Raw genomic sequence first — 12392 nt, 5'->3', positions numbered from 1 at the left:
CGGTGCGGCGACGGTCGGCCGGACCGGTGCCGGCGGCCGGATTACGACGCGGTGATGTCCTGCTGGATGACGCGTTCGATATTGCGCTCGGCGAGTGCGGTGATGGTGACGAACGGATTCACGCCGATGGAGCCGGGAATGAGGGAGCCGTCCGTCACGTAGAGATTCTTGTAACCGGACACCCGGCCGTAGTCGTCGGTCGCCTTGCCCAGGACGCAGCCGCCGAGCGGGTGGTAGGAGAAGTCGTCGGAGAAGGCCTTGACCTGCTTGCCGAAGAGGTCGTAGCGGTACATCGTGAAGTTCGCCCGGTTCACCCGGTCGAACAGCGACTTCGCGGCGTTGACGGCGGGGGTGTTCTGGTCGCGGGTCCAGCGCAGGTTCGCCCGGTCGTTGGCGGCGTCGTAGACGAAGGTGCCGCGCTCGGGGTTCTTGGTGATCGCCAGGTAGAGGCTGACCCAGGTCTCCAGGCCGGCCGGCATGGGGGCGATCTCGGCGAAGACGGGGGCCTCGGGGTTGTCCCAGTCGTCGATGCCCAGCGCGGGGATGGAGGACTGGCTGGCGCCGGTGGGGTTCCACACGTGGTTGGCGCGGGCCGTCATGACGTTGCCGTTCGGGCCCCAGCCCGCGCCGATCTCGGAGCTGAGGTCGGGCAGGGTGCCGGTCTCCCGGGCGCGCAGCAGCAGTTCGGTGGAGCCGAGGCTGCCGGCCCCGAGGAAGAGGTGGCGGCAGGAGACCTCCTTGGTGGCGAGCAGCTTGCCGTCGGCGTCCTTGTGCTCGACGGTCAGCAGGTAGGTCCCGTCCTTCTGCTGGCGGATGGTCCTGGCCTGGTGGAGGGTCTCGATGGTGACCTTGCCGGTGCCCAGGGCGGCGGCCAGGTAGGTCTTGTCCAGGCTCTGCTTGCCGTGGTTGTTGCCGTAGATGACCTCGGCGGCCAGCGCCGACTTGGGGACCTCGCCGGCCGCTTCGCGCCGCATGTAGTCGAAGTCGTAGACGTTGGGGACGTGCACGGTGCCCAGGCCGGCCTTCTGGGCCTGGTCGCGGGAGACGCGGGCGAACTTGTACCAGTCGGTGCTCTCGAACCAGCCGTTGTCGATGTGGTTGACGCGGAGCATGGAGTTGGCGCGCGGGAAGTAGCGGTCGTACATCGCGGCGGAGTCGACGCGCGGGAGCACCTCCTCGAAGTACGAGCGCTTGGGGGCCACCGCCATGCCGCCGTTGACGAGGGAGCCGCCGCCGACGCCGCGGCCCACGTACACGGACATCTGGTCGTAGTTGACCCGGTCCAGGACGCCCGCGTACGGGTCGATGTCGCGGTTGGCGAGGTCGAGCCAGAGGAAGCTGCCGAGGGGGGCCTCGGTGCGGGTCTTGAACCAGCTGGAGCGCTTGTCGGGCTTGAGCATGCCCGAGAAGACGTTGCCGTCGGGGCCCTGCTGGTTCCACAGCTGGCCCATTTCGAGCATGACGGTGCGCACGCCGGCCTCGGCGAGGCGTAAGGCGGTGACGGCGGCGCCGTAGCCCGTCCCGATGACGACGGCGGGGACGAACGCCGGGCTGCCGGAGCGGTCGGCGGCCAGGGCGCGGGGGGCGCCGATGGTGGTGCTGCCCGCCAGGGCGGCGGCGCCGAGGGCCGTGAGTCCGAGCATGCGGCGACGTGACAGGTGCTGTTCCACGGTGTGTACCTGGCTTTCCGAAAGGGTGCGAGCGGTGGTGCGGGGGGGGCGGGTCGCGCGGCGGGGCGCGGAAGGCCCTGGGTGGGAGGCCTTGGGGAGGAAGCCCCGGGGGGAGGCCTTCAGCCGGCCTCGGGGGTCTCGTGCAGGGTGATCGCCGTGCAGGGGCACTGGTCGGCGGCCTCGCGGACAGCGGCGCACACAGCGGCGGGCGGACGGGCGTCGAGGAGCAGTACGACCCCTTCGTCGCTCTGGTCGAAGACCTCGGGGGCGAGCAGGGCGCACATGCCGGCGCCGCAGCACAGGTCCGGGCTGACCTCGACCTTCAGGGGGCCGCGGGTCACCAGGCGACGGGCAGCGCGTACACGCCGTAGACCTGCATGTCGTGGCGCAGCTCGATCTCCTCGGGCGGGCAGGCCAGCCGCAGGCCCGGGAAGCGCTCCAGCAGGGCGGTGAAGCCGACGCGCAGCTCGATGCGGGCCAGCTGCTGGCCGAGGCACTGGTGGATGCCGTGTCCGAAGCCGAGGTGTCCGGCGGCGCGCCGGGTGACGTCGAAGGTCTCGGGGTCCTCGAAGCGCTCGGGGTCGCGGTTGGCCGCGGCGAGGGAGACCATCACAACCTCGCCCTTCCTGATGAGGACCCCGTCGATCTCGACGTCCTCCAGCGCGGCCCGGGTGGGGCCGTGGTGGACGATGCTGAGGTAGCGCAGGCTCTCCTCGACGGCGCCCTCGATCAAGGAGGGGTCGGCGCGCAGCGCGGCGAGCTGTTCGGGGTGGCGCAGCAGGGCGAAGGTGCCGAGGGCGAGCTGGTTCGCGGTGGTCTCGTGTCCGGCGACCAGCAGGAGGAAGGCGATCGAGGTGAGTTCCTCGTCGGTGAGGTCCGGGTCGGCGGTGATCAGGCCGCTGAGGATGTCGTCGGCGGGCTCGGCGCGCTTGAGGCGGACCAGGCCCTGGAGGTAGGTCCCCAGGGACAGGAAGGCCGCCGTGACGACCTCGGTGGACTCGCCGAAGCTGCTCCAGACGTGGGTGTCGTGCTGGAAGCCGGCGCGGTCGGCGTAGGGCACGCCGAGCAGTTCGCAGATGACCAGGGACGGGATGGGCAGCGCGAAGTGCTCGAAGAGGTCGGCCTCGGACCCGAGGCGTTCCATGGCGTCGAGGCGCTCCGCGGTGATCCCCTCGATCCATTCGGTGAGCATCCGCATACGGCGGACGGTGAACTGTCCGACGAGGAGCTTGCGGTACCGCTGGTGCTCGGGGTCGTCGTGCTGGATGAACATGCCGGGCGGTGCGGCCGGGGCCTCGTCCAAAGTGGCGGCGCGCGGTACCGGCGGGTGCTTGAGTTCGCCGCGGGCGCTGAACCGGTTGTCGGCGAGGACGGCCCGGGCGGCGGAATGTCCGGTGACGAGCCATCCGAGATGTCCGTCGGCGAATTCCATCCGGGTAATCGGTTCGGTCTGCCGCAGGGACTGCGTCGTCGGCGGCGGATTGAAATATCCGTCCCGGACCGTTGAAAAGACAACCGGTGCGCCCTGACTCATTTCTTCCCTCTCCTGGCTGGCACGCATTCTTCGACCGAGGCGGGACGTGCCGCGGCTGTCCGGGAATACGGCCTTGGGACGGCCTCGGCCACGCAGTTATTTCACCGCCGAAAATGAAGGTATGAAGACGCGTCGAGGGGTGTCAACGAAATCAATCCCTGGTGCGCTAACCCTGTGGGAGGGGGGCCGGGGGTACGGTTACCGGCGGTACCGTAGGAGTTTCGGTTCGGTTCGGTCGCTCCCCCCTCCACCTACGGGCACACGGCGCCGGGCTCCTCGGAGAGCAGCCGGGCCATCGCGGCGAGACCGGTACGGCCCTCGATGCGCAGCTTGCGGTAGGCGCGGGTGAGGTGTTTCTCGACGGCTCGCGAACTCACCTCCAGCCGCTCGGCGATGGCCTTGTTGGAGGCGCCGCGGGCGGCGAGGCCGGCGACCCGGCGCTCCGTGCGGGTCAGCGCGGCCACCACGTCCGCGCGGTGGGATCCGGCGATGCCGTGCAGGGCCAGCCCGGCCCGTTCGGCCAGCCAGGGCGCGCCGCAGGCGAGGCCTTCCTCCCGGGCGCGGGTCAGCCGGTGCTCGGCCTCGGCCTCCTGCCCGGCGGCGAGCAGGCGCCGGCCGAGGAGGAGCGAGGTGCGGGCCCGTTCGAGGGCGTTGGCCGTCCCTTCCAGGGTGTCCGCGGACTCCCTGAGCAGCCGGATGCCGCCCGCGCCTTCGGTGAGGGCGCCCTTGCCCCGCTGGGCCCGTCCGAGGGGCACCGGGCTGCCCCAGCTCAGGGCGCGGGCGTACTCCTCGTCCATCAGGGCGTGGGCCCGGTCGGGCCTGCCCGTCCGGTACGACAGCGCCGCCGCCCACGAACGCCAGGGCGCCATGCCGGGGTTGCGCCAGTGGGCCCGCTCGGCGGTGTGACCCCAGTCCAGGACGCAGTCCAGGGCGGTCGGCAGGTCCTCGCGCAGTGCGGCGGCCGAACCGTGCAGCAGGCGCCGCAGGGAGGGCCGGTGGCCCGGGGCGGCTTCCTCCCGGGCGCCGGACAGCAGTTGTCCGCCCAGGGCGGTGTCCCGGGCCTCCAGGGCGGTCAGGACGAGGGCGGCCAAGGTCTGGAGCGTGGCCCAGTCGGTGATGTCCAGGGCGAGCGCCTCCGCCGCGTACGCCCTCGCCCGTGTCAGGTCGCCGCGGGCCAGGGCGAGCCGGGTGAGTTCGACGGCGATGACGGCGCGCGGCACGTCGGCTTTCTCCCGGCGGGCCCGGTCGTGGGCGGTGCGCAGCCACGGGCCGAGGGTGCCGAGGGAGTCGGAGGCGACGAGGACGTCGGTCAGCAGCGGCATCGCCGTGTGCGCGTGGCCGGCGGCGGCGGGTTCGTGCTGGAGCAGCCGCTCGGCGAGCGGTACGGCCTCTGCGGCGGTGATGGTTTGGGCCGTGGCGGCGCCGTGCAGCAGTACGGTGACCAGCTCGCGGTCGGCCGCGGTGTCCAGGCAGGGGTGGGGGCCGAGGGAGCGCAGGCGGGCGCCGCAGTCGGCCGGGTCGCCCGGTGCGGCGTGCCGCAGCCGTGCCTCCAGCCGCAGGGCGTGCCGGCGGGCGGTGCCGGTGAGTTCCGCGGCCCCGCCCAGTTCCGCGGCGGTCCTGACGACGGTGTCGAGGGTGGCGGGCGGGCAGCCGTCGAGGAGGAACGGCGGGATCCGGCCCGCCACCCGGGCGCGCTGGTCCGCGTCCGGGAAGAGGGCCAGGGCCTGGGCGAAGTGCCGTAGGGCCACGCGGGGCGCGACGTCCCGCTCGACGGTGGCCAGTTCCACCAGCAGCTCGGCCCGGTCCGGTCCTTCGGGCGAGGTGCCGAGCAGGGCGCGGCGCAGGTAGCGGGCGGCGGTGTCCGGGGCGGAGCGCCGCCGGGCCGCGCCCGCCGCGGACCGCAGGACGTCGAGCTGCCAGTCCTCGTGGCAGGTGGAAGAGGCGGCGAGCAGCTGGGTGGCGGCCCGCTCCGCCGGGTGGCCTCCCAGGTGGAGCAGCAGGGCGGCGTGCACGCGGATGCTCTCGGCCTCGGCGGGTGTCATCGCCTCCTCGACGGCGTCGCCCACCACCGGGTGGACGAAGCGGGGTACGCGGCCTTCGGCGAGCAGGCCCAGCCGGCGCAGCACCCGGGCGGCTTCGGTCCGGCCGGTGTCGTCGAGTCCGGCGAGCCGGCCCGCCAGTTCCTCGTCCGCGCCGTCGCCGAGGACCGCGAGGGCGGCGGCGAACTCCCGTACCGGCATGGGCTGGTCGCGCAGGACGACCGTGAACCGTTCGTGCAGGGCGACGGGCCGGGCCGCGCGGATGGCCCGGACGTCGTCCACGGCCCCTTCTCCGGCACCGGCCAGGGCGTCGAGGAGCGCGGTGAGCAGCAGCGGATGGCCCCCGGTGACCTCGTGGCAGGCCTGCGCGCAGGCCGGGTCGACGCGGCGCCCGGTCAGGGCGGCGACCAGGTCCGCGGTGCCCTCGGGGGGCAGGGGTTGCAACCGCAGGACGCGGGCGGCGTGTCGGGTGAGTTGGTGGAGCTGTGGTCCGTCCTCCCCGGGGTCGCCTTCTCGGAGCGTGACGACGAGGGTGACGCGCAGCCGCGCCACCTGTGCGGCCAGCCGGGCGAGCCAGCGCAGGGAGGGGAGGTCGGCCCACTGGAGGTCGTCGACCAGCATGAGCAGCGGTGTGCGGGCGCTGCGTTCGGCCAGCAGCGCGAGGAGGGCGGCGTCCTGCTCGGAGCCCGCCGAGGGGCTGGTGCTGTCGCCGGGCAGTGCGACGGCGGTGCCGGGCAGGACGGGGGTCAGCAGCTGGTCGAGCACCCCGAAGCCGAAGTCGCGTTCGAACACGGCTCCGCTGGCGGTGACGACGCGCATGCCGCGGCGTTCGGCGAGCGCCGGCAGGGCGCGCAGCAGGGCGGTCTTGCCCGTGCCCAGGCCGCCGGTGACGATCACCACCGAGCCGCCGGCGGGGCCGTGGCGCGCGGCGTCCATGGCCCCGGTGATCAGGTCGAGTTCCTTCTGCCGGTGCAGCAGGGGCCTCATCGTTCCTCCGCCTCGCCCTTCGTGTGGGCGGGTCGACCTCGTCATGCGGACTCCCTCGGTGTCCGTTCCAGCGCAGCGGGCAGCTGGGGCCGGCCTCGGATGCCGAGCTTCCGGTAGGCCTTGGTCAGGTGGAGCTCCACCGTTCTGGGGGTGACGGCGAGTTCCTCGGCGATGGCCCGGTTGGCCCGGCCCGAGGCGGCGAGGGCCGCGACGCGCCGCTCGGCGCGGGTCAGCGGGCCCGCGGCGGGCGGCCGCGCGGACGGGGTTCGGGGCTCGGGTACGCGTGGGGCGGCTGGTGCGGATGCGGGTACGGATGCGGGTACGTGTGCGGGCCCGGGTACGGATGCGGATGCGGGCCCGGACGTCGACGGGTTCGGCGCCAGGGGCCCGCCGGGAGCGGGCCGCCGCGCACCCGCCCCCCGGTCGCTGCCGAGGAGGGAGTCGACGGTGAGGTGGCCGGAGTACGGGGCCGTGCCGAGGGCGACCAGCGCCTGCCGGTACTGCCAGCTGGCCGGCCGGCCGGGGCCCGGGGATCCCGGGCGCGCGGGCCCGGGCCCCTCCCCCAGGGCCGCCGCCATGGCGGTGGGCGATCCCCACAGCAGGGCGCGCCGGCGCTCCTCGGCGACCAGGGCCACGGCCACCGGGTCCCCGGGCTCGCGGGTCCGCGCGGCGGCCGAACGCCACGGCAGCAGGGCCGGGTTGGAGGCCTGCCGGGCGAGCAGCTGGCGCCCGCACTCCAGCAGGTCGGCGAAAGCCGCCTCGCGCTGTCCGCCCGCGAGCCGGACCCGGCCGCGGGCATACAGCAGGTACGCCCAGGACAGCCCGCCCTCGGCGCCGGGCGGCAGCTCGGTCGCGAGGACCCGTTCGGCCGCGCTCCGCTCGCCCCGCCGCAGGTGCAGCAGGGCCCGCAGGGCGAGGGGTCCCGGTGCCATCAGCGGATGCCAGCAGCGGCTCGGCATGAGCTCCTCGCACCGCTCCAGGGCCCGCGCGGCGGCCTCGTCCCGGCCGGCCCGCAGTTCGGCGAGGCAGGTGACGAGCAGGGCGAGGCCGGCGACGGCGGGGGCGTCGCGGTGGCCGGCGCGTACGAGGATCTCGTCGAGCGCCCGGCGCGCCTCGACGGTGTCCCCGGTGAGGACGAGGGCGTGTGCGGCCGCCGCCCGGACGGTGAGCGGGACGTGCTCGCGGGCCGGCGGGGCCAGCGCCGCCCGGGCGAGGGACCGGGCCCGGGTGATGTCGCGGCCGCGCTGCGCGGTGCGCCAGGCGGCGACGGCCGCCTCGGCGGAGCGTTCCGGTGTCGGCGGGCCGGGTTCGGGCAGGGGTGCGTCGGTCTCGTCGGCCGGGTCGGGCCGGCTGTACTCGGTTATCCAGTGCAGGGCGCGCAGGCCGGAGTGCTCGGCGGTGCCCGGGCGGGCGTCGGCGGCGGCCCGGGCGATGCGGGAGCGGGGGGTGACGACGTCGCCGCGGGCCACGAGGAGTTCCGCGGCGCGCAGCCGGGCGGGGCCCGTCCCGTCGTCGGCTCCGGCGCCGGGTGAGGGCCAGGAGCCGTCGCCGGTGGGGTGCAGGGCGCGGTACAGGTGACGGCTGGCGACCTCGGGTTCGGTGGGCAGGACGGCGGCGCTGAGGTCGGTGAGCAGCCGGGCCCGCAGGGCGGGGGACACCGGTTCGCGCAGGGCCCGTTCGAGCAGCCGGGCGGCGCGGGCGGACCGGCCGGCGGCCCGGCAGTCGGCGGCCTCGCGCTGCAGGGCTTCCACGGCCCAGGGGGCGCCGATCCGGCGGGCGTCCGGCAGCAGCCGGGCGAGCGTCCGGTCGGGGAGGGCGGCCCGGTGGGCCCATTCGGCGGCCCGGGCGTGGAGTTCCTCGCGGTGTTCGCTGCCGAGGTCGGCGAGGACAGCGCGGGCGGCGGCGGGGCTCCGCAGGCCAGGCCGGGGTCCCGGGGCGAGCAGGCCGGCCCCGGACAGCAGGGCCAGGACCCGGGCGGTCCCCAGGGTGCGCGGTCCGGCGAGGGCGTCGATCAGGCCGGGGGTGCAGTCGGGTCCGGCGACGGCTACGGCGCGCAGCACGCCGAGGAGTTCCTCGGGGAGCAGGGCGACGGTCCGTACGGTGCGTTCCCGTACGGCTTCGGCCGCGCTGTCGGCGAGCCGGCCGAGGTGGTCGGCGTCGGGGGTCCAGCCGTGCCGGAGGAACCGTCCGACGACCGAGCGCAGGAGGGCCGGGCTGCCTTCGAGGTGCTGGAGGGCGGCGGTGCGGAAGGCTTCGTCCACCGGGGTGTGCCAGGTCCCGGCGAGTACCTCGCCGACGGCCCGGTCCGGCAGGGGGCCCAGGGTCAGGAGGTGCCGGGCCACGGCGTCCTCGCCGGCCAGGGTGCAGGGTTCGATGCGGTCGTGCGCGCCGGCCGGTACCGCGGTGTTGCGGGCGGTGAGGAGCATGAGGGGCGCCCCGGCGAGCCTGCGGGCCAGGGCCTGGAGCCAGCGCAGGGACTGCGGGTCGGCCCACTGGACGTCGTCGACGAGGAGCAGCAGGGGCCCGCTGCGGGCGGCCTCCAGGAAGACGGCGCACAGGTCCGCGGGGCGGCACGTCCAGGCTCCTCCGGCCTGCCCGTCGCCGGGACGGGCGGCGCCGGCGGGCGGCACGGCGGGGCTGTCCGGGGTGAGTGCGGGGAGGAGCCGCGCGTGGAGCTGCGCGGCGACGCCGTAGGGCAGGCCGGCCTCCTCCGCCGTCGCCCGGGCGGCCGCGACCCGTACCCCCGCCGCCGGGGCGAGGGCGGCGGCGTGGTCCAGGAGGGAGCTGCGTCCGATGCCGGGCGGGCCGTGCACCTCGACGAGGGCTGGCCGTCCCTCCCGCAGCTCCTCCAGCAGGCCGCGCAGCAGCCCGGCCTCCGTGTCCCGTCCGACGGGCGCCGCCGGCCGCGCGGGGGCGGTGGGCCGGGTCCGGCGGGCCGGGTCCGGCGCTGTCCTCGTCCGCTCCATGGCTGTCCGTCCTCCAGGGGGTGTCGTGTCCGTTGGGGCTCCTCCCGGCTGCCGCCGGGGGCTGCGTGCCGTCACCCGGGGAGTCAGGACGTGGCCGGCAGGCCGTCGGCCCGTCCGGGCGCTCCGGGGCGGCCCGCGAGGCCGCGCGGCAGGTCGGCGCGGCCGCGCACGTCGAGCTTCCGGTAGACGTTGGTCAAGTGCATCTCCACCGTGCGCGGGGTGATGAAGAGCGTTTCCGCGATCTTCTTGTTGCTGTGGCCGCGCTCGGCCAGCGTCGCGATGCGACGCTCGCTGTGGGTGAGGGAGTCGAGGGGGACGGTGGCGAGCTGCGGCATCCGGCCCCCCGCGGTCACCAGCGCGTCGCGGGCGATGGCGGAGAGGACGTGGTAGCCGCAGCGGGTGGCGAGGCCGATGGCCCGGCGCAGATGGCCGCGCGCGCCGCGGGCGTCCCCCAGGACGAGCAGTTCGCGGCCCAACTGGTATTCGGCCTTGGCGAGTTCCAGCCGGGCCGGGGAGTCGGCCAGCAGCTCGACGGCCTCGGTGAGCAGCTCCGTACGGCCGCGGCCCTCGACGACCGAGGCCTCCGCGACCAGGCCCAGGCCCAGGGCGCGCGGCGTGCCCCAGCTCCGGGCGCGTTCCTGTGCGGCCCGGACGATGCCGGCGGCTTCGGCTCCCCGGCCGAGGCGGCCCAGCGTGGTGGCGGTGGGCAGCCACCAGGGTGCCAGCACCGGGTTGGCGATGCCGGCCTCCTCCTGGCTGCGGCCGCACCGGCGCCACTGCTCCAGCGCCCCGTCCAGATCGCCCAGTTCCCGCAGGATCCGGCCCCGGGTGTACAGGTAGTGGTGCCGTTCCCAGACGCTGCGGTCCAGGTCCGGCGCGACGCGTGCGAGCTCGTCGAGCACGGTGGCCGCCTGCCGGGCCTCGCCCTGGGAGAGGAGTACGGAGGCCAGCGCGACGCGCGCGAACGGCGGGGCCCCGGACGGTCCGACGCCCTCGACGGCGGCCCAGGCATCCCGTGCGGCGGCCGGTACGTCGCCGATGCCGTGCAGGATCAGGGAGCGGCCGGCCAGCGCGGCGCGCCGGGGCCACAGCGGCGGGTGGGCCTCGGCCGGGGACAGCGCCTGGTCCAGTGCGGTCAGCGCTTCCTCGGCGCAGTCGGCGAGGGCGAGGACGGCGGAGGAGCAGAACACCCCCCAGCCGGCGGTGCCGGGTTCGTCGGCGCGCAGGGCCTGCCGGGCGAGGGCGGCCGCCCGGCCGGCGGAGCCGCCGTCCAGTGCGGCGAAGGCGCTGAGCGCGGCCAGCAGCCGGCGGTCGGCGGGGCTGTGTCCGTCCGGGACGGGCAGGGCGGCGGCCCGGGCGCGGGCGGCGGGCAGGGCGGTCCGGTCGTTCACCGCAGTGGCCAGCAGGGCGGATTCGACGGTGACGCGTACCTCGCGGTCGGCGGGCTCCTCGCCCGCGGCCGTCGTGGCGCGCAGGTCGTCCAGGACCCGCTCCAGTAATCGGAGCGCTTCGGGGGCCCTTCCGGTGCCGAGCGCCATCATGGCGTACTTCACCGCGACGGGGGCCCGTTCCCGGGGGGCGGGGGTCAGCTCGAGGGCCTGGCGAAGGTGCCAGAGGGCGTGGGCGGGGGCGACGACGGTGCGGCTGGCGGCGCGGGCCAGTTCGACGTGCAGGTCGCCGCGCCGGGCGGCGGTGAGCCGGCGGCCCGGGCCGCGCAGCCAGCGGCCGGCGGCGCTGACGGTCGCGCGGGTCGGGGCTTCGGCGAGGGCGTCGCGCAGCACCGCGAACATCCACGGTTCGTCGATCCGGTCCAGCAGGGCGAGCTGCGCGGCGACTTCGGCCGCGGGGTGCCCGGCGTCGCTGAGGACGCGGGCGGCCCGGGCCCGCAGCCGTTGCAGTTCGGGGCCGTCGAGGGAGGCGAGGACGGCTGTACGGATCCCCTCGCGCATCCGGGGCGGGGAGCCGGGCGGTACGGCCTCGATGTGGCGCAGCCAGCTCAGGGCGGACTCCACGCGCCGGCCGCTGAGCCCGCTGAACGCGGCGAGCGGGTCGGCGTCGGCGCGTCCGAGCACGGCGAGGGCCGTGGCCACCTGCCGGGCGGGGCGGGGCCCGGCGGCGAGGAACCCGGGTATCAGGGAGGCCAGTACGGTCCGGTGGACGGAGCTCAGCTGGTGCAGGGCGTCGGCGCCAGGCGGGATGCCCACGGTGCGCAGGGCGCGGAGCAGTCGGTCGAGCAGCAGCGGGTTGCCGCCGGTGATCTGCGTGCAGTGCCGGACGAACGGCTGGTCGGCGGGGGCGCCGAAGACCCGGGTGACCATGCGCTGGGTGCCGGGTTCGTCCAGGGGGCCGAGTTCCAGCAGGGCGCAGCGGTCCTGGGCGAGGATCTCGGCGAGCACCCGGGTTCCGGGGCCCGGGGCGCCGGTGCGCTGGGCGAGGACGACGAGCAGGGGCCGGCCGGCGGACCGGCGCAGGATGAAGTCGACGCAGCGCAGGGAGGCTTCGTCGCACCACTGGGCGTCGTCGAGGACCAGGGCCGTGGGGCCGGAGGCGAGGAGGTCCAGGGTGCGGCGGTGGAACCGGTGCCAGTCGCCGTGCGTACCGGGCGGCCCGGCGGCCGCGTCCGGCCGCGCGGGTGTCGCGGACGGCCCCGGGAGCGGTGTCCCGGGCGGCGGTCCGGGCGGCGGTGCGAGGAGGGCGTCGACCGCGCGGACCACGGAGGTACCGCCGGGAAGGCCGGTGACGCGCCGTACGGTCATGCCCTCGGCGGCCAGTCGTTCGCCCGCGACGGCCAGCAGGTGGCTCCTGCCGATCCCGGCCGGCCCCCTGACGAGGACGGCGCGCGCGGCGCCCGCCCCGGCGTCGGCGGCGTGGCGCAGCAGGGCGTCGAGTTCGGCTGTGCGGACGTCCAGGCTCCGGGTCGGGCCGGGGGCCCGGACAGTACCGACGGTGACCGCCACGGTATTTCCCTCTTCTTCCGTGAATCCACTCCTGGCGCCCGGTGCCCCAAACGCCGCAATCCTCCCCCGAGAAACAAGAGCGTAAGCGACACCAAGGAGGAAGTCGGGGCAGATCCAACGGATTTGAGCCAGAAGACGCCGATCCCTGGCCAAGCCCCGCAGCACTACCCGGCGTGAACTGCTCGAAAGCGCACCCCATTTCGGCCGTTCCGCCGCACGGAATTCCCGTACTCCCCGAG

Annotated in this window: 6 protein-coding genes; all 6 read right to left on the bottom strand. The window is 75.7% G+C overall.

The window, feature by feature from the left end; all coding sequences use genetic code 11:
• Positions 1–41: 41 nt before the first annotated feature.
• Positions 42–1643: a GMC oxidoreductase gene (locus OHA84_RS36140; protein ID WP_266973793.1), complete on the bottom strand. Its 1602-nt coding sequence runs from the start codon at positions 1641–1643 to the stop codon at positions 42–44.
• 146 nt (positions 1644–1789) lie between these two features.
• On the bottom strand, positions 1790–2011 hold the full coding sequence (locus OHA84_RS36135; RefSeq protein WP_371591562.1) for a ferredoxin: 222 nt from the start codon (positions 2009–2011) through the stop codon (positions 1790–1792).
• Positions 2008–3102, bottom strand: a complete 1095-nt coding sequence (locus OHA84_RS36130; protein ID WP_266967303.1) for a cytochrome P450 — start codon at positions 3100–3102, stop codon at positions 2008–2010. The genes OHA84_RS36135 and OHA84_RS36130 overlap by 4 nt, the downstream gene beginning before the upstream one ends.
• Before the next feature lie 353 nt (positions 3103–3455).
• The gene (locus OHA84_RS36125) at positions 3456–6230 is read right to left on the bottom strand and encodes an AAA family ATPase (protein ID WP_266967304.1); all 2775 of its coding nucleotides are present in this window, start codon (positions 6228–6230) and stop codon (positions 3456–3458) included.
• 41 nt (positions 6231–6271) lie between these two features.
• The gene (locus OHA84_RS36120; RefSeq protein WP_266967306.1) at positions 6272–9196 is read right to left on the bottom strand and encodes a LuxR family transcriptional regulator; all 2925 of its coding nucleotides are present in this window, start codon (positions 9194–9196) and stop codon (positions 6272–6274) included.
• Positions 9197–9279: 83 nt separating this feature from the next.
• Positions 9280–12153, bottom strand: a complete 2874-nt coding sequence (locus OHA84_RS36115) for a LuxR family transcriptional regulator (protein ID WP_266967308.1) — start codon at positions 12151–12153, stop codon at positions 9280–9282.
• Positions 12154–12392 lie beyond the last annotated feature (239 nt).

This window comes from Streptomyces sp. NBC_00513 (assembly GCF_041431415.1).
GTDB lineage: Bacteria > Actinomycetota > Actinomycetes > Streptomycetales > Streptomycetaceae > Streptomyces.
Note: the sequence above shows the minus strand (reverse complement) of the source record. Positions and strands in the feature narration are given on the sequence as shown.